The sequence below is a fragment of the Amphritea atlantica genome (assembly GCF_024347255.1).
Classification (GTDB): domain Bacteria; phylum Pseudomonadota; class Gammaproteobacteria; order Pseudomonadales; family Balneatricaceae; genus Amphritea; species Amphritea atlantica.
In genome coordinates this window covers 2744553-2768766 of record NZ_AP025284.1, presented here as the reverse complement: position 1 = coordinate 2768766, position 24214 = coordinate 2744553, and the positions used below count along the sequence as shown (strand labels likewise).

The 24214-nt window shown below is 51.2% G+C and carries 23 protein-coding genes; 14 read left to right on the top strand and 9 right to left on the bottom strand.

Annotated features, from left to right (window positions below; genetic code table 11):
- Positions 1-35: 35 nt before the first annotated feature.
- From hutI to OCU43_RS12725, 5 genes are all read left to right on the top strand, one after another.
- Positions 36-1217: an imidazolonepropionase gene (hutI, locus tag OCU43_RS12745; protein WP_217647404.1), complete on the top strand. Its 1182-nt coding sequence runs from the start codon at positions 36-38 to the stop codon at positions 1215-1217.
- The gene (gene hutG, locus OCU43_RS12740; RefSeq protein ID WP_091355764.1) at positions 1210-2190 is read left to right on the top strand and encodes a formimidoylglutamase; all 981 of its coding nucleotides are present in this window, start codon (positions 1210-1212) and stop codon (positions 2188-2190) included. The genes hutI and hutG overlap by 8 nt, the downstream gene beginning before the upstream one ends.
- A gap of 5 nt (positions 2191-2195) precedes the next feature.
- Positions 2196-3869 carry a urocanate hydratase gene (hutU, locus tag OCU43_RS12735; RefSeq protein WP_091355761.1) on the top strand — a complete coding sequence of 558 codons (1674 nt, stop codon included), beginning with the start codon at positions 2196-2198 and terminating at the stop codon, positions 3867-3869.
- A gap of 97 nt (positions 3870-3966) precedes the next feature.
- The gene (gene hutH, locus OCU43_RS12730; protein ID WP_091355758.1) at positions 3967-5499 is read left to right on the top strand and encodes a histidine ammonia-lyase; all 1533 of its coding nucleotides are present in this window, start codon (positions 3967-3969) and stop codon (positions 5497-5499) included.
- A 424-nt stretch (positions 5500-5923) separates the two neighbouring features.
- Positions 5924-6883 (top strand): AraC family transcriptional regulator, encoded by a 960-nt coding sequence (locus tag OCU43_RS12725; RefSeq protein ID WP_091355755.1) that lies wholly within the window; start codon positions 5924-5926, stop codon positions 6881-6883.
- Between the two features lie 115 nt (positions 6884-6998).
- Here OCU43_RS12725 and OCU43_RS12720 read toward each other — a convergent pair whose 3' ends face one another.
- The 6 genes from OCU43_RS12720 to OCU43_RS12695 all read right to left on the bottom strand — a co-directional run bounded on the left by OCU43_RS12720 (position 6999) and on the right by OCU43_RS12695 (position 12451).
- Positions 6999-7802 carry an IclR family transcriptional regulator gene (locus OCU43_RS12720; protein WP_091355753.1) on the bottom strand — a complete coding sequence of 268 codons (804 nt, stop codon included), beginning with the start codon at positions 7800-7802 and terminating at the stop codon, positions 6999-7001.
- Positions 7803-7863: 61 nt separating this feature from the next.
- Positions 7864-8574: an ABC transporter ATP-binding protein gene (locus OCU43_RS12715; protein WP_091355750.1), complete on the bottom strand. Its 711-nt coding sequence runs from the start codon at positions 8572-8574 to the stop codon at positions 7864-7866.
- A 2-nt stretch (positions 8575-8576) separates the two neighbouring features.
- Entirely contained in the window at positions 8577-9335 is a 759-nt protein-coding gene (locus OCU43_RS12710) for an ABC transporter ATP-binding protein (RefSeq protein ID WP_091355748.1), read from the bottom strand.
- The gene (locus OCU43_RS12705) at positions 9332-10297 is read right to left on the bottom strand and encodes a branched-chain amino acid ABC transporter permease (RefSeq protein WP_091355745.1); all 966 of its coding nucleotides are present in this window, start codon (positions 10295-10297) and stop codon (positions 9332-9334) included. Before OCU43_RS12705 ends, OCU43_RS12710 begins: the two co-directional genes overlap by 4 nt.
- A gap of 11 nt (positions 10298-10308) precedes the next feature.
- Positions 10309-11172 carry a branched-chain amino acid ABC transporter permease gene (locus OCU43_RS12700; protein WP_091355742.1) on the bottom strand — a complete coding sequence of 288 codons (864 nt, stop codon included), beginning with the start codon at positions 11170-11172 and terminating at the stop codon, positions 10309-10311.
- A gap of 94 nt (positions 11173-11266) precedes the next feature.
- Positions 11267-12451: an ABC transporter substrate-binding protein gene (locus OCU43_RS12695; protein ID WP_091355740.1), complete on the bottom strand. Its 1185-nt coding sequence runs from the start codon at positions 12449-12451 to the stop codon at positions 11267-11269.
- A 533-nt stretch (positions 12452-12984) separates the two neighbouring features.
- Between OCU43_RS12695 and OCU43_RS12690 the strand changes: the two genes are divergently transcribed.
- The 9 genes from OCU43_RS12690 (at position 12985) to OCU43_RS12650 (ending at position 21263) form a co-directional block, all read left to right on the top strand.
- On the top strand, positions 12985-13176 hold the full coding sequence (locus OCU43_RS12690) for a 4-oxalocrotonate tautomerase (RefSeq protein WP_091355737.1): 192 nt from the start codon (positions 12985-12987) through the stop codon (positions 13174-13176).
- Positions 13177-13317: 141 nt separating this feature from the next.
- On the top strand, positions 13318-14241 hold the full coding sequence (locus OCU43_RS12685; RefSeq protein WP_091355735.1) for a catechol 2,3-dioxygenase: 924 nt from the start codon (positions 13318-13320) through the stop codon (positions 14239-14241).
- 835 nt (positions 14242-15076) lie between these two features.
- Positions 15077-16414, top strand: a complete 1338-nt coding sequence (benA, locus tag OCU43_RS12680; RefSeq protein ID WP_091355732.1) for a benzoate 1,2-dioxygenase large subunit — start codon at positions 15077-15079, stop codon at positions 16412-16414.
- A 2-nt stretch (positions 16415-16416) separates the two neighbouring features.
- Entirely contained in the window at positions 16417-16908 is a 492-nt protein-coding gene (gene benB / locus OCU43_RS12675; RefSeq protein WP_091355729.1) for a benzoate 1,2-dioxygenase small subunit, read from the top strand.
- Between the two features lie 44 nt (positions 16909-16952).
- On the top strand, positions 16953-17954 hold the full coding sequence (benC, locus tag OCU43_RS12670) for a benzoate 1,2-dioxygenase electron transfer component BenC (RefSeq protein WP_091355727.1): 1002 nt from the start codon (positions 16953-16955) through the stop codon (positions 17952-17954).
- 10 nt (positions 17955-17964) lie between these two features.
- A complete protein-coding gene (locus OCU43_RS12665) occupies positions 17965-18750 on the top strand; it encodes a 1,6-dihydroxycyclohexa-2,4-diene-1-carboxylate dehydrogenase (protein ID WP_091355725.1) in 786 nt (261 codons plus the stop codon).
- A gap of 446 nt (positions 18751-19196) precedes the next feature.
- Positions 19197-19832, top strand: coding sequence for a hypothetical protein (locus tag OCU43_RS12660; RefSeq protein ID WP_091355722.1), 636 nt, complete (start codon positions 19197-19199; stop codon positions 19830-19832).
- A 147-nt stretch (positions 19833-19979) separates the two neighbouring features.
- Complete coding sequence (locus OCU43_RS12655; RefSeq protein ID WP_091355719.1) at positions 19980-20459, top strand: GIY-YIG nuclease family protein; 480 nt, start codon at positions 19980-19982, stop codon at positions 20457-20459.
- A gap of 111 nt (positions 20460-20570) precedes the next feature.
- Positions 20571-21263: a hypothetical protein gene (locus OCU43_RS12650; protein ID WP_091355716.1), complete on the top strand. Its 693-nt coding sequence runs from the start codon at positions 20571-20573 to the stop codon at positions 21261-21263.
- Between the two features lie 240 nt (positions 21264-21503).
- Here the strand turns inward: OCU43_RS12650 and OCU43_RS12645 are convergent, their stop codons facing one another.
- The 3 genes from OCU43_RS12645 to OCU43_RS12635 form a co-directional block, all read right to left on the bottom strand.
- Positions 21504-22343, bottom strand: a complete 840-nt coding sequence (locus OCU43_RS12645) for a class III extradiol dioxygenase subunit beta (RefSeq protein WP_091355714.1) — start codon at positions 22341-22343, stop codon at positions 21504-21506.
- Between the two features lie 2 nt (positions 22344-22345).
- Entirely contained in the window at positions 22346-22750 is a 405-nt protein-coding gene (gene ligA / locus OCU43_RS12640) for a protocatechuate 4,5-dioxygenase subunit alpha (RefSeq protein ID WP_091355712.1), read from the bottom strand.
- 174 nt (positions 22751-22924) lie between these two features.
- Positions 22925-24112, bottom strand: a complete 1188-nt coding sequence (locus tag OCU43_RS12635; RefSeq protein ID WP_175483458.1) for a benzoate/H(+) symporter BenE family transporter — start codon at positions 24110-24112, stop codon at positions 22925-22927.
- Positions 24113-24214 lie beyond the last annotated feature (102 nt).

The window sequence follows — 24214 nt, the reverse complement described above, 5'->3', positions numbered from 1 at the left end:
GTGAAAAAATCTGGATCAACGTCAACTGTGCAACGATGGATCCAAACATCGAAGCGCCCTATGGCGGCCTGAAAGATCAGGCGGTCGGAGTCCGGGACGGGCAGATCGTGGCCATTGCACCGATGTCTGGGCTGGATCTGAAGGCTGTGACCGCTGAGCTGATCGATGCCCGGGGCGGCTGGATGACACCAGGCCTGATCGATGCGCATACCCATCTTGTCTATGCCGGCAATCGTGCTGAGGAGTTTGAACAGCGCCTGTTGGGTGTGAGTTATGCCGAGATTGCCCGTCAGGGCGGCGGTATTTTGTCCACGGTTAACGCCACCCGTAACGCGACGGTTGAAGAGCTGGTTGAGCTGTCGCAGCCCCGCCTGCAAGCATTGATGGCGGAAGGGGTGACCACGGTCGAGATTAAGTCTGGCTACGGTCTCAGCCTTGCGGCTGAACTCAATATGCTGCGGGCGGCTAAACAGCTGGCTGAGCAAAACCCGGTCAGGGTGTCGACAACGTTGCTGGGTGCCCATGCGCTGCCACCAGAGTTTCGCGATGATGCCGAGGGCTATATCGATCTGGTGTGTCATGAATTGATTCCTGCCGCGGCCCGTGAAGGGCTGGCTGATGCGGTGGATGTGTTCTGCGAAAGCATCGCCTTTACGCCGGCCCAGTGTGATCGGGTGTTCCGGGCTGCCTGCGAGCACGGCTTGGGTATTCATGCCCATGCAGAGCAATTAAGTAATCTGCACGGGGCAGAACTGGCGGCCCGTTATGGTGCCTGGTCGGCTGATCATCTGGAGTGGTTAGATGAGGCGGGGGTTAAAGCGATGGCCGGGCAGGGCACCGTCGCAACTCTCCTGCCCGGTGCCTTTTATTTCTTGCGCGAAACAAAGCTGCCGCCAATCGAACTGTTGCGTAACTATCGGGTACCGATGGCCATTGCCACCGACCTGAATCCCGGCTCCTCACCGCTGGCATCTCTGCAGCTGATGATGAATATGGCCTGCACACTGTTTCGCCTGACGCCGGAAGAGGCGCTCAACGGGGTTACCCGTCATGGGGCGCAGGCTCTCGGTTCAGCTGCGGATATTGGCATGCTCCGTGAGGGGATGCTGGCGGATATGGTGCTCTGGGATATCGCTCATCCGGCTGAGCTGGCCTGTCAGTTTGGCGTCAATCCGATCCGCCAGCGAATTGTCGCCGGGGAGGTAACCCATGTCTGAATACTCAACGGCGTTTGATGCTATCTGGAAAGGCCGTATCGATACGGAAGAGCTGCCAGAACTGGCCAATCGTCTGCATCAGCAGATTCAACCGCTGACTGCCGGAACTGCGGCTGAGACCGCTGACAGTGTGGCGATTATCGGTTTTTGCAGCGATGCAGGAGTGCGCCGAAACCGGGGCCGTGTTGGCGCTCGCCGGGCACCGGATCTGCTGCGTAGTGCGCTGGCCAGTCTGCCCTGGCCTGTCTCCCGACCGGCCTGGGATGCCGGTAATGTGGTATGCGAGGGCGATGAGTTAGAAGCGGCCCATCAGGCGCTGGCTGATCAGGTGCAGGATTGTCTGAGCGCAGGTCACTTTCCGTTTGTACTGGGCGGGGGGCATGAGGTTGCTTATGGCAGCTGGAGCGGATTGAACCACTATCTGCAGCGGCAGAGTGAAACATCCGGCAGCAGGCCTAATATCGGCATTATCAACTTTGATGCTCACTTCGATCTGCGTCCGGATAGCAACGGCTGTAGCTCTGGCACGCCGTTTTATCAGATTGCGCAACAGTGTCAGGCGAATAACTGGCCGTTTAAGTACTGCTGTCTCGGTGTCAGTGAGATGTCGAACACCGCCGCGCTGTTTCAGCGGGCTGATCAGTTGAATGTGACTTACCGTAAGGACAGCGAGCTGGATATTACTCGGCTGACTGAAACTACCCATTTGCTGCAACAGTTTATGGCTGATTGCGATCAGCTCTATCTGACAATTGATCTGGATGTGCTGCCTGCAGCGGTCGCTCCCGGTGTCAGTGCTCCCGCCGCCCGGGGGGTAGGGCTGGAGATACTGGAGCCCCTGATCGCAACGATTGTCGCAACCGGCAAACTGAAACTGGCCGATGTTGCCGAATACAACCCTGAATTTGATATCGATAACCGGACCGCACGCGTTTCTGCGCGTCTGTTCCACTGTATTGTTAAACGAGGATAAGAAAAATGAATGATAGCCGTCACGACGCCAATCGCCTTATTAAAGCGCCGACCGGAACTGAGCTGAGTTGTAAAAGCTGGCTGACCGAAGCGCCGATGCGGATGCTGATGAACAACCTGCATCCGGATGTTGCCGAGAAGCCGGAGGATCTGGTGGTTTACGGCGGTATCGGTCGTGCAGCACGCAACTGGGCGTGTTATGACAAAATTATTGAAGTGCTGCAGCGACTGGAAGAGGATGAAACGCTGCTGATTCAGTCCGGTAAACCGGTGGGGGTGTTTAAAACCCATGCGGATGCTCCCCGGGTACTGATCGCCAACTCCAATCTGGTGCCCCATTGGGCGACCTGGGAACACTTCAATGAACTGGATAAGCAGGGCCTGATGATGTACGGCCAGATGACCGCGGGATCATGGGTCTATATCGGTTCGCAGGGGATTGTGCAGGGGACCTACGAGACCTTTGCCGCAATGGCGAAAAAGCACTTTGGGGGTGATGCCTCTGGCCGCTGGGTACTGACCGGTGGTCTGGGGGGAATGGGGGGGGCTCAGCCCCTGGCGGCAACCATGGCCGGGTTCTCCTGTATTACGGTTGAATGTGATGAGACCCGCATCGATTTCCGTCTGCGAACCCGCTATGTCGACAAAAAAGCCTATACCCTGGATGAAGCGCTGGATATGATCGCCAGCGCTAAAGCGAAGGGCGAAGTGGTTTCGGTGGGATTGCTGGGCAACTGCGCGGATATCTTCCCGGAGATTGTTGAACGGGGTATCACACCCGACGTGGTGACGGACCAGACCAGTGCCCATGATCCGTTGAACGGCTATCTGCCGAAGGGCTGGACGCTGGAGTACGCAGCGCAGATGCGCCTGAAAGATGAAGCGGCGGTGGTCGATGCGGCAAAAGAGTCGATGGCGGTTCAGGTGCGGGCGATGCTGGCTCTGCAAAGTCAGGGGGCGGCGACGACGGACTATGGTAACAATATCCGTCAGATGGCCTTTGAAAAAGGCGTTGAGAACGCCTTCGACTTCCCCGGATTTGTACCCGCCTATATCCGGCCGCTGTTTTGTGAGGGGATCGGTCCTTTCCGCTGGGTAGCGTTGTCCGGTGATCCGGAAGATATCTATAAAACTGATCAGAAAGTGAAAGAGCTGATTCCGGATGATCCGCATCTGCATAACTGGCTGGATATGGCCCGTGAACGGATCGCTTTTCAGGGGCTGCCGGCGCGGATCTGCTGGGTAGGGTTGAAGGATCGTCAGCGCCTGGCGCTGGCATTTAACGAGATGGTCAGAAATGGAGAGTTGAAAGCGCCGGTGGTAATCGGCAGGGATCACCTTGATTCAGGTTCGGTAGCCAGTCCCAACCGGGAAACCGAAGCGATGCTGGATGGCTCCGATGCGGTGTCCGACTGGCCGTTGCTGAATGCCCTGTTGAATACTGCGGGTGGAGCCACCTGGGTGTCGCTGCATCATGGCGGAGGTGTAGGCATGGGCTTTAGTCAGCACGCGGGCGTGGTCATTGTTGCGGATGGTACTGAGGCTGCGGAAAAACGCCTGGCGCGGGTGCTGCGCAATGATCCGGGCACCGGCGTGATGCGTCATGCGGATGCCGGTTATGATATTGCCATCGATTGCGCCCGGGAGCAGGGGCTGGATCTGCCGATGCTGAACAGATAAAAAATCAACTATAACTGATAGTGTATTGCTCATTGGGCCTGATCGACGTCGGGCCTGATGTGATGCAGTCGATAAATATTTTTTAGGAACTATCCTGATGTATCAACTTACTGTTAACCCGGGGCATCTCTCCCTGGCTGAATTACGCCGAATTAACCATGAGCCGGTGTCGCTGTCTCTCGATCCTGCCTGTCATGAAAGGATTCATGCCAGTAGTGCGGCGGTTGAACGGGTCATCGAAGCGGGGCGGGTTGTCTATGGGATCAACACCGGCTTTGGTCTGCTGGCAAATACCCGTATCGCCATTGAAGATCTGGCGCTGTTACAGCGCAGTATTGTTCTGTCCCATGCTGCGGGTGTAGGTGAACTCATGGCAGAATCGACTGTACGGCTGATGATGACCCTGAAGATCAACTCGCTGGCACGGGGTTTTTCCGGGATCCGTCTGGAAATTATAGAAGCGCTGATCAAACTGGTTAATGCTGAAGTTTACCCCTGTGTCCCGCAGAAAGGTTCGGTAGGAGCCTCCGGCGATCTGGCGCCACTGGCACATATGAGCACCGTACTGCTGGGTGAAGGTGAAGTGACTTACAAAGGTGAGCGCATGTCTGGCGCCGAGGGCCTGCGGATCGCCGGACTTGAGCCGATCGCTCTGGCACCTAAAGAGGGATTGGCATTGTTGAATGGTACGCAGGCGTCTACCGCATTTGCACTGCAGGGGCTGTTTGCCGCCGAAGATCTGTTTGCCGCGGCGATTATATCCGGATCCCTGTCTGTGGAAGCGGCACTGGGTAGCCGTCGGCCGTTTGATCCCCGGGTACATGAAGTGCGCGGGCAACAGGGGCAGATCGATGCAGCTACCGCCTACCGTCATCTGCTGGGGGAGCGTTCCGACATTGGCGATTCCCATGAAGGGTGTGAGAAAGTTCAGGACCCCTATTCACTTCGCTGTCAGCCTCAGGTCATGGGGGCTTGTCTGCAACAGATTCGTCAGGCGTCAGAAGTCCTGCTGGTAGAAGCCAATGCGGTGTCTGATAATCCGTTGGTGTTTATCGAAACCGACGAGTTTATCTCTGCCGGTAATTTTCATGCCGAACCGGTTGCCATGGTGGCCGATAATCTGGCGCTGGCCATCGCTGAGATAGGTTCACTGTCTGAACGGCGCATGGCGCTGTTGATCGACTCCAATCTGAGTAAGTTGCCACCGTTTCTGGTAAATAATGGCGGCGTTAACTCTGGTTTTATGATCGCCCAGGTGACCGGTGCAGCACTGGCCTCTGAGAACAAGTCACTGGCACATCCCGCCAGCGTTGACAGTCTGCCAACCTCCGCCAATCAGGAAGATCATGTGTCGATGGCCACTTACGCCGCTCGCCGGTTAAAGGATATGGCGGATAACACCGCGGGTATTCTGGCGGTGGAACTGCTGGCGGCTTGTCAGGGTGTCGATTTCCGGGCACCGCTGAAGTCATCAGAGCGGGTCGAAGCCGCTAAGGCACAGCTGCGTGAAGTAGTGCCTTTCTATGATAAGGACCGTTACTTCTCACCGGATATCGAAAATGCCAAGCAGCTGATTCAGAGTGGGGTTTATAACGCGTACATGCCGGAGCAACTGCTACCGAGCGTATAAACAGCGCGACGATTGCAAACGAAGCCATGACGCTACGGGATTCACCCGATAGCGTCGTGGCTGCGTTGTTACAGATCATCCTGATCAGAAAAGATAGCGTCTATTGCCACTTGTTTGTCTTCTTCTACTTTTGATCGCTATGGCCAGCATAATTCCCTTGCTGCCGTTTGTTGTTCTTTCTACTCATAAGCTTTCTACTTACAAGCTTTCTATTTTCCAAACTCTCTATTTCAGCATTGCTACTTTCTATTAGCTCCTGCACCGCGCGTTATATTTACTCATCGCTTTAATATGAGGTGAACCTGAAGGTCTGCGTTTTAACATGTAAATTCTTCAGGTAAAAGTCACAGAAACCGAGGGTAAATTGACAGCTGATGTTTTATTATATATAAACTGATTCATAAATAATAAAAATAGAGAAGTTATGATGTTTAACGAAGTGCTGCAGGGGAGCGCCATTTATCAGGCGCAGGATCCCCAGGTTATATCCGATTACGTCAACAAACATATTGGAACACATCGGATATCTGTAAAGGGTGAGTGCGATCAGAAAGCGTCTATCTGGCATCGGAATCTATCCGATGTGGCGCTGTCGCGGATAACCTATGGTGGCAATGTCAGGGTTCAGTCAGCCGATCTGGAAGATATCTATCATCTGCAAATTGTTACTAATGGGGTTTGTGACTGGAGTCTGGCGGATAAAGATCTGAGAGTCCGTGCTGGCGAGGTTCTGCTGCTTAACCCTAATGACAGGGTTGATCTTAACTACTCTGCCGACTGTGAGAAAGTGATTGTTAAGATCCCTAAAAGCGTCATGATCTCGGCGTTGGCGGAGAAGGTCGCTTATCTGCCAAAGGATGGGGTTAAGTTTGATCATGCGGTACGTAAAACCTCTGACCATCGTTCTCTGATCCACCTGCTCGAACTGATCTTTATGGAAGCGGAAGCGGCGCAATCAGACTTCTCTCAACTGGCGCCCTACAGCAGTTTGCTGGCGGTTAAACTGCTGGACTGCTTTTCCAATAATATTCAGATTCCCGCGGAGGAGCAGGCACCTCACTGCTTCTCGGCAATTGACAGCTATATAGCGGATCATATTAAAGATGACCTTTCGGTCGATGATCTGGCCAGTCTCAGCCGGGTGAGTCAGCGGACGCTCTATAATATCTTCGCGCGGCATAAATCAGTCACCCCGATGCACTATATTAAGCAGCAGAAGCTGATGCACGTGCACAAAATGTTGCAGGATGGCGAGGGTGGCTGTCGCAATGTCACCGAAGTAGCTCTAGATTTTGGCTTTATGCATCTGGGGCGTTTTTCCAGCGAATATCGCAAGATGTTTGGCGAACTGCCATCTGAAACGTTGAAGAAGAGGGGGCACTAGCTCATCAAGGTCGGGTGAGCGACCGTTCAGTCGCTTACATCAGGCAGCTTATTCAGGCACTTTGTTCAGGCACCTTATTCAGGCACCTTATTTGGGTGCCTTTTTTGATGCAAACTCAGCTATAACCTCTCAGTTGTTGTGTTGCTGTCTGGCAGGCGTGGAGTACCGCCTGCTCATAGATGCTGCCTTTTTCTACCGGCGTATCACTGGTCTGGCCGAGTAGGTTGATGATCGAGCTGATATTGTTATCGACATCAAAGATGGGGGCACTGACGACGTTGATATCCGGCAGATAGTCCTGCATGAAGCGACAGACTTTCTCCTCCCTGATCTCCTCAAGCAGTTTCATAAACTCACTTTTATTCAGCGGCTGTCCCATATGCCTGGGCAGGGCAGGAGGGTTTGCGAAAAATTCATCGACGATCTCCTGACGTCGTTGATCCGGCAGAAACGCCAGGAATATGCGTCCGGAAGCCGAGGTAAAGGGGGATAGTTGCGACCCGAGACGGATATTAACGTTAAGGGAGCGGCTGGAATCCAGCCATTTGATCACCAGCGGGTAGTTGCCGTTCCAGATGGCGACGGTAATGGTCCGGTCGTATTCCCGGTGCAGCTTTTCTGCACATAAAAATGCGCTCTGAATAGGATCGATGAGGCGCAGTGCTGAGATACCGATTTTCAGACTGCTGGTGGCCAGGGTATATTTTGAGTCACTCTGCTGACTGATGTAACCCAGTTTTACCAGACTCACCAGATATTTATGTAACCGGCTGGGAGACATCTCTGATAGTTCAGCCAGTGCTTTTAATGTGATGGGTTTTCCATATTCGGCGATATGTTCCAGGATTTTTAAACCCAGTTCCAGTGAACTGATACCCTGTTTCTGATCTTTGGGAATCGTAATCGTGGTGTCGATCATACAGTGCTTTATTCCTTATAGCGGGAGACCTTTATTATCAGGCAGGCCTCCCGCTATCGTATTAGACTGCCAGGCTTTGTTCAATAAACGCTTTATTGTCATCAAGTGATCGGGAATCCCCCTGAAACATCACTTTTCCTTTTACAATCAGGATATGTTTCTCGCACAGTTCATTGAGTACTTTAATGTTTTTATCCACGATGATGGTGGATACACCAGAGTCTTTAATCTGTCTGATCACCTGCCAGATCTCTTTACGAATCAGTGGTGCCAGCCCCTCGGTTGCTTCGTCAAGGATCAGCAGGTCCGGGTTGGTCAGCAGGGCACGACCGATGGCCAGCATCTGCTGTTCGCCGCCAGACAGTTGAGTGCCCTTATTGGTCAGTCGTTCGGTCAGACGGGGAAACACCTCCAGCACCTGATCGTAGGTCCAGTTAGCGTCACCCCTGGAGTTTTTCCGCGCTGCTATCTGCAGATGCTCTTTTACCGTCAGGTTGTGAAACATCCCCCGTCCCTCGGGAACATAGGCGATATCCCGGCGCATCCGTTTCCAGGTAGGCAGACGGGTAATATCCTCCCCTTTGTAAATCACTGAACCGCTGCGGGGTGGTGCGATCCCCAGAATCGATTTCAGGGTGGTGGATTTTCCCATGCCGTTGCGGCCCATAATACTGACCGTTTCTCCACTTTTAATATCAAAGGAGACGCCATGCAGGATATGGCTCTCGCCGTAGAGTGTCTGCAGGCCGTGAACTTCAAGAATATTCTGCATGGTTAAAATACCTCATCATCGTTACCGAGATAAGCATCCTGAACAAGCGGGTTGTTGCGGATATTGTCTACGGTATCGGTTATTAAGTGTTGGCCATCGACCATCACCGTCATCAGATCTGACAGTTCAAACACTGCATCCATATCGTGTTCGACGAGGACAATGCAGTATTGCTGCTTCAGCTCTTTTAGCAGACTGATAATGGTTTGTGATTCTTCATGGCCCATCCCCGCCATCGGCTCGTCCAGTAACAGGACTTTCGGTGAGGTGGCGAGTACCATGGCGATCTCCAGCTGGCGCTGCTCACCATAGCTGACCTCGGTTGCCCGGGTATCCGCCCGCGCAGTTAAGCCGACCTGTTGCAATGCCTTCCGGGCTATCTCGGTGATCTGACGGTTTTTGCTGCGTTTTCTGAACAGGTTAAAGCTGCCGCCGATGCGTTGCTGGGCGGCGATACAGCAGTTTTCCAGACAGGTCGCGTTATGGAAAATATTGGTTTTCTGAAAGCTGCGGCCAATCCCCTCGCGGCAAAACTCATACCCCTTCAGGTGGGTGATCGGTTTGCCGTGATAAAGGATCACGCCGCTGGTGGCGGGGTAGGCACCACAGAGGGTGTTCAACAGGGTGCTTTTGCCTGCGCCGTTGGGGCCGACAATGCTGTGTAGTTGCTTATCTTTAAACTGAATATTCAGTTCATTCAGTGCCTTCAGTCCACCCCAGAATTTACACAGGTTTTCCGCTTCAAGGATTGTCTGATTCATGAACGTTTACCTCCCAGAGCATTAAGGAATCCCGCGATACCGTGTTTGAGGGTGAGCACCAGTGCAATGATCAGCACACCCATAAAGAACATCCAGTACTCAGTCAGGTGCTCGATATAGTAGTGCAGCCCCTCATACATAAAGCTGCCGATAATGGCGCCAAAAACCGAACCAAGCCCTCCCAGTAACGCCATCACCAGCGCCGTTGCTGATATGTCCCAGGACATCATGCTGGGGTTGACGAAGCCAAACTGCAGGGCAAACAGATAACCGGCATAGGCCGCCAGAGATGAGGAGAGCACGTAGGCGATCAGGCGGAAGTGGAAGATGTTATAACCCAGTGCAATGGCCCGGTCGGGGTTCTCTTTCAGGGCGTCGATGACCCGTCCGAATGAGGAGTTCATGATAACTTTAAAGAACACAAAACAGTTGAACAGCGACAGCAGGCAGAGGTAGTAAAAGTGGGTTTCATTGTCGAGATCGAGAAAACTCAATCCGAAGATGCTGGTTTCCGGTTTGATGTAAACGAACAGACCGTCAAGCCCGCCGTATTCAACTGAATCGGCAAAGAAGTAGAAGGTCATCTGCGCCAGTGCCAGGGTGATCATAATCATATAGATGCCACTGGTGCGCAGCACAATCAGACCAACAATCAGGGCGATAAAACCGCTGATCAGCATCACATAGAAGGTATAAACCCAGAAGTTAACCGCTTCATATTCGGGGGCAAGAATGGTGAAAATATAACCACCCAGGCCGTAAAACATCGCGTGCCCCAACGTGATCAGGCCGGTGCGTCCCACCAGATAATCCAGCGACATGACAAAAATGGAGAGGATGATAATTGTTGAGAACTTATTGATATAAAAGGTGTTGCCCTCCAGAAACAGTGGAATGAACAAACCGATTGCGAAAAACAGATAGATAAATATCTTTTCAGATTTACTGGAAAATATAGACATAGTCTTGCCCCTCAGTTTTTAAACAAGCCCTGGGGCTTTGCTAAAAGGATCAGTGCCATCAACAGATAGATCGACATGCTGGAGGCTTGGGGTACCAGCACTGAGGCATAGGTATCAACGATGCCGACAATCAGTGCCGCGACAAAAGCGCCTTTAATCGACCCAAGGCCACCAATCACAACCACAACAAAGCAGGAGATCAGCACATGTTCGCCCATGCCGGGCACCAGGCTGACAATCGGCGCTGAAACGATACCCGCGAGGGATGCCAGGAAAACCCCAATGGCAAACACAATGGTGAACAGTTTGCTGATATCGACACCCAGGTTTTCCACCATGGCACGATCTGATTCCCCGGCACGGATCATCATCCCCAGGCGGGTTTTATTGATGGTGAAATACATGGTGGCGGCAACCAGCAGGCAGAGCAGCGAGATAAACAGACGATAAACCGGATATTCGACGATATCGGTCAGTTTGATAGAACCCGACAGTAGTTCCGGAACTTCAACCCCCAGCGGGTCGTTGCCCCAGACAAAGCTCTGGGTGGCGTTAAAGATAAAGATCAGCCCCACGGTCAGCAGCACCTGGTCCAGGTGGTCTCGCTTATAGAGGTGGATAATCAGAAATCGTTCGATGATGATGCCGATCACCAGCGCCATCGTACCGCTGATAAGAAAGGCCAGTAGAAAACTGTCGGTCAGGGTGGTGAAATAGTATGCAAGGTATGCCCCAATCATATACATAGAGCCATGTGCCAGATTGAGAATACCCATGACGCCAAACACCAGTGTGAGTCCTGACGCTATCAGAAACAGTAATAGCCCGTACTGTACTCCGTTGAGGAGTTGTACCAGGAAAAGTGACGTATCCATAATATCTGCCTAAAGATGAATCTTGGAAAATCCGATGAAGGGCCTCCGCGAAGACCCTTAATTGAGCTCCTGAACGGAGCTCCTGATCAGAGTGTTATAGTTTGCAGCCGCGGGCAGGGTCCTCCAGATGATCCTGAGCAACTTTAACCACCGTGTTCTGGCCATCAACCACCTTGCGCAGGTAGATGGTCTGAATCGGGTTATGGGCTTTTGAAAAGTGGAATGCACCCCGTGGGCTGTCTATTTCCAGTTTCTCCATCTGCTGAATCAGTGCGGCTTTATCGGTGGTATTGCCACCCGTCGCGCTTACCGCCTGTGCGATCAGCTGACCCGCATCATAACCCTGCACGGCGAACAGGTCGGCGGGCTTGCCGTAGAGGGTTTCATAATCCTGACGGAAGCGTTGGTTCTTAGGGATATCCAGCGCATCGGCGTAGTGCAGGGTGGTAATCACCCCTTCAGCCGCAGGCCCCTGCGCAGTGGTGGTGCCTTCGGTGAGGAAGCCTGAACCCAGCAACGGTATCTTGCCTTTTAACCCCATGGCGTCGTAATCCTTAACAAACTTAACCGCACCGCCGCCCGCGAAGAAGACAAATACCGCATCAGGATTGATGGAGGCTATCTCGGTCAGATAGGACTGAAACTCTGTTTTCGGGAATGGCACCAGCATCTCTTTAATCACTTCACCCCCGGCTTTGGTGAAGGATTCGTTGAACGCCTCCAGAGACTCTTTACCGAAACCGTAGTTCCAGCTCATGGTGACGATCTTTTTATAGCCCATGTCATAGGCTTCTTTTCCCATCGGGAACGCGGTCTGCCATGAGGAGAATGATGTGCGGAAGACGTTGGGCTGGCAGAAGGCTCCGGTGGCCGCATTAGCACCGGCATTGGGAATGATCATGATGGAGTCTTTACCTTTGATGGTTTTGATCATCCCCATTGCGACCCCGGAATGTACCGGGCCAATGACGAAATCAGCTTTCTGGTTGTCAACCAGCGAGGAGGTGATTTCGGGCGCGCGTGCAGGTTTGGCTTCGGTGTCCATCTCGATAAATTCAACCGGGCGGCCAGCGATGCTGTTGCCTTGCTCTTTCAGTGCCTGTTTCAAACCATTGCGGGTCGATTCCCCCAGGCCGGCATAAACACCACTGAAGGGCAGCATGACACCCACTTTAATCGGATCACTGTCCGCAGCCATTGAGCCGGAACTCATTGTGATCATGGTGGCGGCAATGCTGGCAGATAGAACTGACGGGAATATCTTCTTTTTATTGTTCATCACTAATGTCTCAAAGTTAGAGGATTAAGTCGAACCCAGCCTATGTCCGAAGCGGGCTTTCCAATAGCCACTGATTGCAAGCTTTGTCCATCTAGCGCATGGCATTCGCTTCGCTGCAGAAAATGGATAGAGAGTTTCGCTGAACGGATTTTTTTACCTCTTGCGTGCACCGATAGTAGAGATATGAAAGATGCCCTGGCGAATGTTCTGTCAGTAATAAACCGGAACAACAGTAGTCAGAAGGGCGCAGGACTACAGATCGCCAGCACAAGGTGAATGCTGTAACCCTATGTCGTCAGTGATCGACTCCCGCTATAAGGATTTTAAGTTCGGTCTGAAGAGTGTTATCGCGGATAACTCCGGTTCCAGCCGGGTTATTACCGGTGGGCGTATGGCACCTTCATCATGATCGGTGCGATCACTGCGGCGGCACAGGTCAATAAAGGCGACGGCTTCAGTGTCCGTTATCAGGATGCGGTCAGTTTATTTAGTGGCTCAGATCGGATGATCCAGGGCAAGGAGTAAGAGAAATTATGCCGATTATTCATGTGAACATCATTGAAGGCAGAACGGATCAGCAGAAAGAGTTGCTGATTCATGAGATTACTGAGGCGGTCAATAGAGCCATCAATGCCCCGAAGGAGTCGGTGCGGGTGTTGATCAGTGATGTGCCTGCGCAACACTGGGGCATTGGGGGGCAGTCAGCAAAAACACTGGGCCGATAAACCCATATCCGCGAACGTCAGGCTGAAGGGGGATATCTGCTGGCTGGTCGGGTTTACCCTCTTTCCGATATGCGGACTGAGGTTGTCAAACAACTACAGGTTGAAACGGCCTGATTAAAATAACAACAGAGGATTAACAAAATGAAAAAGGGTGTAATGCGTCCCGGTCATGTGCAGCTCCGGGTGTTGGATATCGATGAAGCGCTGGCTCATTATCGGGATCTGCTGGGACTGATTGAGGTGGAGCGTGATGATCAGGGGCGCGCCTATCTGAAAGGCTGGACCGAAGTGGATAAGTTTTCGGTTGTTCTGCGTCAGGCCGATGAGCCGGGTATGGACTTTATGGGCTTTAAGGTGCTCAACAACAGCGTGTTAGAACAGCTGGAGAGCGACCTGATAGCGTACGGCTGTGCGGTGGAGCATATTGCAGCGGGTGAGCTGAGTGGCTGCGGTCGTCGCATCCGTTTTGAAGCACCGACAGGTCACCGCTTTGAACTCTATGCGGAAAAAGAGCAGCCCGGTAAATGGGGGGTATCCAACGTTAATCCGGAAGCCTGGCCGATGGATCTGAAGGGGATGAAAGCCACCCGTTTTGATCACTGCTTGTTGTATGGGCCGAATGTTGAAGATACTTATGCGCTGTTCCGAGATGTGCTGGGCTTTGATCTGGCCGAACAGGTGGTTGATCCGGAAGGTAATCGTGTTGCGGCGTTCCTGACCGCCAGTATGAAAGCCCATGACGTGGCGTTTATCGACTGCCCAGAGCCGGGTAAATTCCACCATGCCTCGTTCTTTCTGGAAACCTGGGAGTCGGTGCTGCGTGCGGCGGATCTGATCTCCATGACCAACACCTCCATCGATATCGGCCCGACCCGCCACGGCCTGACCCATGGTCAGACCATCTACTTCTTCGACCCATCAGGCAACCGTAACGAAGTGTTCTGTGGTGGCGATTATCACTACCCCGATCATGAGCCGGTCACCTGGAAGGCAGAGGATCTGGGTAAGGCGATCTTCTATCATGACCGGGTTCTGAATGAACGCTTCCTGTCAGTACTCACCTGATCGGCAACGTTGCCCGGAAGAGGGCTTTTTCGGGCAACGCTGCCGGATATCTTGAGTTTCATATGGCGCTTGTGTCACCGCGTTTTCACGCTTGCTTTGCTCCCTTTCGCAATGTGTTTGGCCTCCTTCTGGAGGTCTTTTTTTGGTTTATCGCAGGTTATGGGAGATAAAGAAAATCCGCTGTTTTGAGTCTGGATGTTATAAAGGTTTTACCACAGTACCCAGAGGGCATACTAAGTGCACAGAGGATAAGTAGACGTGCTGTTTAGCGGTTCCTCTGTGCTCTCTGTGTCCTCTGTGGTGAGTCTGTTTTAGATGATGGCTCCCGTGTTTTATCACGGCAGACGTCGCGCCAAAAACCGCAGGCTTGAGTCTGGATAAGGTTTTACCACAGCCCCAGAGTGCATGGAGAAGTGCTGTTTAGCGGTTTCTCTGTGCGCTCTGTGTCCTCTGTGGTGCGTCTGTTTTAGATGATGGCACCCGTGTTTTATCACGGCAGAAGTCGCGCCAAAAACCGCTGGCTTGAGTCTGGATAAAGGTTTTGCCACAGCGCGCACAGGGGACACGGAGAAGTACTGTTTAGCGGTTTCTCTGTGCTCTCTGTGCCCTCTGTGGTGAGCCTGTTTTAGATTATGAAGCCGCCTTCTATGGCGGCAGACTGCCGTTCTATTAGTCACTACTAGTCACTACCCCGATACCCCTTTCCTGGTCGACAAAGAAGCATTATCCCGTTTCTGCACTGTAGGTGCATAAATAGGATATAGGTCGGCATAAAGCGGATATTGAGTCACCCCTCTGTTGAGTATCTTTGAGGAAAACAATAGAGGTGGACCGAATGAACACAGCACTGTTTAATAAAATTGATTCAATGATGGAAGAGAAACCCGAAGAGGGTATCTATCGCTGCAAGCGGGATATGTTTACCGATCCGGAACTGTTCGAACTGGAGATGAAGCATATCTTTGAAGGTAACTGGATCTATCTTGCTCACGAAAGCCAGATTCCTAACAAGAATGACTTTTTTACCTACACCATGGGTCGCCAGCCGATCTTTATTACCCGCAACAAAGATAATGAGCTGAAAGCCTTTATCAACGCCTGTAGTCACCGTGGGGCGATGTTGTGCCGGACCAAAAAAGGCAATCGTGCGGCCCACACCTGTCCGTTTCATGGCTGGGTTTTCAACAACGATGGCAAGCTGCTCAAGGTTAAAGACCCTGATGATGCCGGTTATCCGGAATCGTTTAACTGCGAAGGGTCGCACAACCTGAAAGAGGTGCCCCGTTTTGCCAGCTACAAGGGCTTTCTGTTTGGCAGTCTGAACCCTGATGTTGTCTCTCTGGAAGAGTATCTGGGAGAAGCGGCGAAAATTATCGACATGATCGTGGATCAGTCACCGGAAGGTCTGGAAGTACTGCGTGGCAGCTCAACCTACGTGTATGACGGCAACTGGAAGGTTCAGGCTGAAAATGGCGCGGATGGTTATCACGTCAGTGCGGTGCACTGGAACTATGTGGCAACCACCGGTCGTCGGGATAAAGAAACCGATAAAACCAAAGCGATGGACGCCAGCACCTGGGCGAAGCAGAAGGGTGGTTTCTATGCCTTCGATCACGGCCATATCTGCCTGTGGATGCAGTGGCCAAACCCGAAAGACCGGCCAATCTACCAGCGCCGTGACGAGCTGATCGCCAGCAGTGGTGAGGCACGAGCGGACTGGATGATCGGTAATCTGCGTAACCTGTGCGTCTATCCGAACGTCTTCCTGATGGATCAGTTCAGCTCGCAGATCCGCCAGTTCCGTCCTATCGATGTCAATAAAACGGAAGTCACTATCTACTGTATCGCGCCGAAGGGCGAAAGTGCCGAGGCACGTGCTCAGCGGATTCGTCAGTATGAAGATTTCTTCAATGCCAGTGGTATGGCAACCCCGGATGACCTGGAAGAGTTTCGTTCATGCCAGAAAGGCTTTATGGCCAGCAGCCTGGAATGGAACGATATGTGCCGGGGGGCGGAACACTGGATTAAAGGGCCGGATGAAGAGGCGAAAAAGCTGGGTATGAATCCCGTGATGAGCGGTGCTAAAACCGAAGATGAGGGGCTGTACACCGTGCAACATCGTTACTGGGTTGATGTGATGAAGAAAGCGGCAGCCGAACAGGAGGAGAAATAATCATGGCTATCTCAATCGAGCAGGTAAATAAGTTTCTCTATGAAGAGACCCGCTATCTTGATGACAAAGACTGGGATAGCTGGCTGGAGATGTATGCCGAAGATGCAACCTACTGGGTGCCCTCCTGGGATGATACCGGCGAGCTGACCGAAGACCCTCAGTCTGAGATTTCGCTGATGTATTACGCCTCACGCAGCGGACTGGAAGACCGGGTGTTCCGTATCAATACAGATAAATCCAGCGCCACCAGTCTGCCACAGCCGCGCACTTCGCATAATCTGAGTAACATTGAGATTATCGAAGCGTCAGATGATCAGTGTCAGGTGCGTTTCAACTGGGTTAACTATGCCTATCGTTATGAGCACGTCTACACCTACTTCGGCACCAGCTTTTATACCCTGGATACCTCCTCTGAGCGACCGAAGATCAAAGCGAAAAAAGTCGTGCTGAAAAACGACTATATCCATCATGTGGTCGATATCTATCATCTTTAATAATAACAATAAGGCCCCCGGTTTAACGGGGGCCGGGATCGATTATGTCTTATAAAATTGCATTAAACTTTGAAGACGGTGTCACTCGTTTTATCGAGTGCAACGAGGGTGAACTGGTCGCTGATGCCGCCTATCGTCAGCGGGTTAATATTCCACTGGATTGCCGCGATGGTGCCTGTGGTACCTGTAAGTGCCATGCCGAATCCGGCAAATATACACTGGAAGATTACATCGAGGATGCGCTTTCTGAAGAAGAGGCAGAGCAGGGGCAGGTGCTTACCTGTCGCATGGTGCCCACCTCCGACTGCGTCGTCTCAGTACCGGTGTCCTCTAAGGTATGCAAAACCGTTACCGAGACCTATCCGGTTGAACTGTCAGCGATTAATCGTCATTCAGACACCGCAATCAGCTTTTCGGTGAAAGGTGAGAAACTGGCGAAGCTGCACTTTCTGCCAGGACAGTATGTCAATATTAAAGTGCCGGGTAGCGATGAAACCCGGGCTTACTCCTTCAGTTCACTGGTGAGTGATGCCAACGAAGTCTCCTTTCTGATCCGGGTGATTCCCGATGGCAAGATGAGTGGTTATATGCGTGACAGCGCTCAGGTGGGAGAACCGCTGGAGATCTCTGGTCCGTTTGGCAGCTTCTATCTGCGGGATATGAACCGCCGGGCACTGTTTCTGGCAGGCGGTACCGGTCTGGCCCCGTTCACGGCGATGCTGGAAAAGATGCAACGGGATGGTCTGGAATACCCGGTACACCTTATCTACGGTGTAACCAACGATATCGATCTGGTCGAGGTTGACCGGCTGGAACGTCTGGCGGCAGCGCTGCCACTGTTCAGCTTCGCCACCTGTGTTGCCTCACCCGAGAGCGAACACCCAACCAAAGGCTATGTCACCCAGTACATCGAAGCCGAACACCTCTGTGATGGTGATGTTGATATCTATCTCTGCGGTCCGCCGCCGATGGTCGATGCGGTCAACCACTACTTCTCAGAAAAAGGCATGACACCCGCCAGCTTCCATTACGAAAAATTTGCCTGAGGTAACCTCTATGTCTGTACGTCGTTTTGAAGAAAAGGTTGTCGTCGTCACAGGGGCCGCTCAGGGTATTGGCCGGGAGGTAGCGTTTCGGGCGGCGGCGGAAGGTGCGCTGTTAGTACTGGTCGATTTCTCGCCTCTGGTGGAGGAGGTTTCCGCTGAGATCACCGGGCTGGGCTTTCCAGAGCCACTGGTGGTGCTCGCCAATCTGGAGCAATATGCCGAGTGTTGTAAGGTGATGGATGCCGCCGTGGACAAATATGGGCGTATCGATAGCCTGATCAACAATGTCGGTGGCACCATCTGGGTTAAACCCTATGAGCATTATGAAGAGGCGCAGGTAGAAGCGGAGATACGCCGTTCACTGTTTCCAACCCTCTGGTGTTGTCATGCGGTGCTGCCTGTGATGCAGCAGCAAAACGCAGGCGCAATCGTCAATGTCTCATCCATCGCCACCAAAGGACTCAACCGGGTTCCCTACGCCGCCGCCAAGGGGGGCGTTAACGCCCTGACAGCTTGTCTCGCCTGGGAGAATGGCAACCGCGGAATCCGTGTCAATGCGGTAGCACCCGGTGGCACCGATGTCGGTGAGCGGAAAATCCCCCGCAACACCCAGCCGATGAGCGATGATGAAAAGGTGTGGTATCAACAGATCGTAGACCAGACCATCGATTCAACAGTGATGGGCCGTTATTGCACCCCCGATGAGCAGGCCAGCGCGATCCTCTTTCTTGCCTCCAATGACGCCTCTTATATCACCGGAACAATCCTCCCTGTAGGTGGGGGAGATCAGGGGTGATTTGAACTTCACTTAACAGGCAGCCAGTTGGCTGCCTTTTTTTATGATTGGGGGGCGTTGTCAGATCGCCGCTTCGCGGCTGGCTAGAAAAAGCAAAGAAAACAGCAGTTGTAGTCATTGGTAAGGCTGGGATATAGTGAAACCTGGTGGGTAACTGGAGTACCCGTATCGTAGTCTGTGGTTTTGATGGATCTGTGTCGCTCAGTCAGGGATTAAAGGCAGTTCAGACGGATATTCAGGATGAATACCAGTAATCCTTTTTTCCTCTCTGGCAGTTTTTACCTTCGCATATTGAGTCATATTTTCCTGACGATGTCGGCTTTCGCGATACATTCATATGTACCTTACAAGGTAGCAAAGCTTGCAAGCTATAGAACCTTGCATGGGCGCAATAATAAAATGTTAGAAGTTTTGAAGCCCACGCGGTTTCCGAAGGAGTGATAGTTATGTCTATGGATTGGTATGAGGCAGAACAGGAACAAGCATACTCTGAGTTCATAGATTCGCTTGCTGCTGAACTATATGATGAGCACAAAGAACAGGCTATAGCCGAATTTGTATCAGAGCGCCTCGCGTCATATTATAAAACCCATGCTCATATGGCAGAAGATGCAATAACCTTCTTAAAGAAATCTCAGTCACTTCAAGATAGCGAACCTACAGCATCGCTAATATTTTCATCAACGGTAACAGAAGTTTTATTAAAATCTGTTCTGCTAAAACCGATCGTGTATGGACTTGTTCACACGGAATCGTTAGCTGAGCTAATTTCAACTGTGCTTGTTAAGCAAGCAGGTATTGATCGCTTTAAGGAACTAGTTTTCGGCATTCTAGAGCACCATATCCATTTTGAGAGTGGAATTAGCAACTATTGCCGTGAGGGTGCTGATGTTCCTCTCTGGAAAGAAAGGGAAGGCATTCAAGTCTTGAGAAATAAAGTTCTTCATCAAGCTAAAACCTGCAATAAATATGATGCAGAGCGGTCTCTTGGTGTTGCTATGGCGTTTATAAATCTTACAAATCTTTTGCTGAGCAGCATTGGTTTAAAGTTTTCGAAAGGGGGCTTGTTGGTTAGTGAGTAACTGTAATGCCGCTCCTAACAATCACAAGCAAGGGACCAAACTACGCTCCGTAAATTTGTGGTTCGCTACGCTCACTCTACCACAAATTGGCTCCGCTTCGTTTGGCCCCTGTTGTGGGCGTTATTAGAGCTACTCAAGGAATTGAACATGCCTGTCTATTTCATAGCTGAGAACGAAAATGGAAATTATGGCGATCTCAGAGTGAAGATTGGGATGAGCATTAATGTCCAAAGACGTATTAGGCAGTTGCAAACGGGAAGTCCCTACGCGCTTAAGCTAATGGGATGGATAGAATCGAATAACGATAGGGCATTGGAAAAACAGCTGCATCAAAAATATTCTTCAGTGAACACTCATCGGGAGTGGTTCGCATTGGATGCAAGTGATGTATTTGAAGAGCTTAAACAGCACTCGATAAGCAGTTTCATTGCAACAAACGATAACGCGTTTGAAATCGTTTCACATGATCGAGATGGCGTGCCGGAATATCTCGGCGCTTGGCAGTGGGGTGATTCAGAAATAGATGAGTTTTGTCCTTCTTGTGGGTGGGGAGGCGGAATGGATTACAACGAAAATTACGGTGGCATGAGGTGTCTAAATTGCGGTCTTATGGAGTCGTCTATGTAGCCCTCTCTAACAAACGGCTGCACCGGACAAATTTTCGCGGTCACTTTTTTTGCAACAGCACGCACAAAAGCCGTCATCAAAAAACTGCTGGTAAGCCGGGTGATAAATAGTATGACAATATATTCGATATATAAAAAATGTTTAAAGCGCATTGGGGGGATTTCAAATCCTGATGTACATTGGTATTTGAATGAACGCCCAAAAATCATCACGAGAAAGTCATTTATCGAGGCAGTGATCTTTGCTGTTTGGGCATCTGGCATGAGTCGCGTGTCTGCTAGTTCTTTCTTAGAGAGAGCAGATGACAATGGATTTTCATGGAACTATGAAGATATTTCTTCCTCTTCCAAGAAAGAGTGGAGTTCTTTTCTCGTTTCCATGCACGGGAAATCAGTACCACCTAAAGCACGTGAAAAGTGGAACGCTATTCAGTCTATAGCAGAATTGGTTTCCACGTTTGATTCAGAAAAGGACTTCAGGAAGTTAATGTTTCAGGGAAAGTATAAGAGCATTAAATTAGACAAAACAGATGTAATGGCTTTGAGAAAAATGAAATTGCCATATATTGGACCAGCTAATTGTCAATTTGTAATAAGAAATATGGGTGGTGAAGCAATAAAGTGTGATCGATGGGTTAAGGCATTTATGGAATATCACGATCTGACGCACAGTTATTTAATTAGTTATTTAAAGAAAAAAAAACTGCCGGAAGGTTTGTTTGATCTGGTTATTTGGGCATATTGTGAGATGTTCGTTAAGGAAGTGAAAAATTTTAACGAGCATTTTTCAGAAAATTTTGCTTAACAAATCGCTAACAAAAGCAATGGAGAGGGACAAACCTCACGGCGCAAATTTTTGTGGGCTTTCGAGTTTTGGCATGAATTAGAGTGCCAATACAATCCTCTGCAAGAATGCCTGTCATTTATCTCAAGCTAAGTGAGTTTCGACATCATTGAAAGCAACAAGCACCACGCTAAAGTGCTCAGGCCATAACGACTATGGCCTGAGAACAACACAAACGTGATGTGTTAATCGTAAGACCGGTTATTCCGGTTTTAAAACCAGATGGCCCACTGCGGTGTTAGAGCCGGGTACATGATAGTGACGGTGCAGCGGTTTAACATGGTCTCCCAGTGCGCCACGCATAATCAGCCACATCACCAGTTCTATACCTTCAGAGCCTGCTTCGCGCAGATATTCGATGTGGGGCATCTCCCGCAGACGCTGAGGATTGGCGGTCAGGTCATCGAGAAATGCATTGTCGAATGGCTGGTTGATCAGTCCTGCACGTGGGCCTTGTAGCTGATGGCTCATACCACCGGTGCCCCAGATCTGTACATTGAGGTCTTCAGGGAAGCTTTCTACGGCGCGGGCAATCGCTTCACCCAGCATCCAGCAACGGTTGCCTGTGGGTGGTGGATATTGCACCACGTTGACGGCAATCGGTACTACTTTGACCGGCCAGGCGTCGGGCTGACCAAACATCAGCGACATCGGTACGGTCAGACCGTGGTCAACATCCATTTTGTTAATAATGGTCAGATCAAACTCATCCAGGATGCAGGACTGGGCGATGTGCCAGGCCAGATCAGGCTCGCCAACAACGGGTGGTACCGGCCTTGGTCCCCAGCCTTCATCCGCTGACTGATACTCTTCAGCACAGCCAATGGCAAAGGTTGGGATAATATCCATCGAGAAGGCGGAGGCATGATCGTTATAGACCAGAATAACGACATCGGGCTTCTCTTCTTTGAGCCACTGTTGGGTCCACTCATAACCTTCGAAAATCGGTTTCCAATAGGCATCTTCGGTCTTGCCATTATCAATCGCTGCACCAATGGCGGGTACATGGCTACTGGCGATGGCTGCTGTAATTCGTGCCATGATTAATTCCCATCCTTTATTGAACGCAGGCCTTCAGGAGAGCGACCACCGGCGATCATCATTGCCTGGTAGTCTTCCGGGGTCATACCGGTCATGGTGCCGACCGCTTGCAGGAAGCTTAAACCATCGGTTGAAAACACTTTCGCTAAAAAGTAGATATTGCCGCCCTCATCAAGGGCAGCATTGTAGTCGCGATCGAGAATGGTCTGCTTCTGCGCTTCGGTCATCGGCCACTCGTCGAGATAGGCCCGCTCATCGGCTTTAAAACGTTCGCGGTTTTCCGGTTTCATCAGGCTCATGCAAAACTGGTTTAACCAGTAACCTTTTCTGCCCCGCTGGGCGGTATACACCCGGGTACCCGGAATATCTTCGAACTCGGCGAGATACTCATGAATTGATTGTTTCATTATATTTTTCTCATTTTTTTCACAGCTATAGAACGTGCATCGCTTGTCCCGACGTCAGTCACAGAGTTAAACGATGAATGGAAATAGTATAGGGGATCGATCAGGCTAACCCAATCGACGGGAGGCCGTATACGGCCTGTCAATCATTCAATTTTTGCGTCTCGCTATAAGTATTCAGCTCCGCCTGAACCAGGCCTGCATATTTTCCCGTTTCTGATACAACACAGCGTAGCTTAGCAAGCCGATAATCACTCCCCAGAACGCGGCACCAATGCCCAGATAATTCATCCCTGACGCGGTGACGACAAAGGTGATCAGCGAAGCTTCAAAGTGAGAACTCTCCTGTGCCGCCCCCAGCAGATTACTGGAGATAGCCCCCAGCAGCGCAAGCCCTGCCAGCACCTCAACAAAGTGTTCCGGCAGTGCCGCCAGCAGCGCAATGATAGTGCCAGAAAAGGTAGCGCCAATCAGATAGAACACACCATTAGAGATGCCTGCGATGTATCGTTTGTCGGGATTTGGATGGGCATCCTTACCGGTGCAGAGTGCCGCTGTAATCGCAGCAATCACCGTGGTGATCCCCCCAAAGAATGCGGTAATTACGGATATGGCACCGGTACAGATAAATATGGGCCGGGCCGGGGTGTTGAACCCTGAGGCTTTGAGAATGGCAAAGCCCGGTAGAAACTGGCCACTCAGGCTGACAATGACCAGCGGAATGGCAAGACTGAGGGTGGCGTTAAAGCTGAATTCTGGCGCGATAAACACCGGAGAAGTGAAGCTTAGTTCTACCGATTGCAGATTGGTTTCTCCTAACAGCATCGCCCCCGCGAGACCGGTGATCAATAGCAACAACAGACAGTATTTGGGTAGCAGGCGTCTGAATATCAGGTAGCTGGCGATCATCAGAATACTCAGCTCAGGCATAAACTGGATCGCCAGAAATGCTTTAATCCCGAATTGAAACAGAATTCCGGCCAGCATCCCGTGGGCGATCCCTCTGGGGATAGCGCTCATGATGCGGTCAAAGTAACCCGAGAACCCCAGCAGAATAAGCAGAAACGCGGCTGTAATATAAGCGCCAACGGCTTCATTCAGGGATAGCTCGGGAAAGAGGGTAATCAGCAGCGCCGTTCCGGGGGCAGACCAGGCCGTAATGATGGGGGCCTTAAACCAGATGCTCAGGAATATGCCTGAAACAGCCGCACCGATAGAGATAGCCCAGACCCAGGAAGCCATCATTTCGTTGCTGACATCCGCACTTTGCGCCGCCTGATAGAAAATCACCAGCGGGCCGGAATAGGAGATCAGTACGGCCAGCAGTCCGGCGGTAATCGCCGATAATGAGAGATCTTTATGCATGATTGGAGCTATCCCGATTTAGTGGATTATTGTTTAGTATACCTAGTATATATTCTGGATAAATCGAGATAATCAGCGGTTTTAGAGATAAACTGTTTGGAA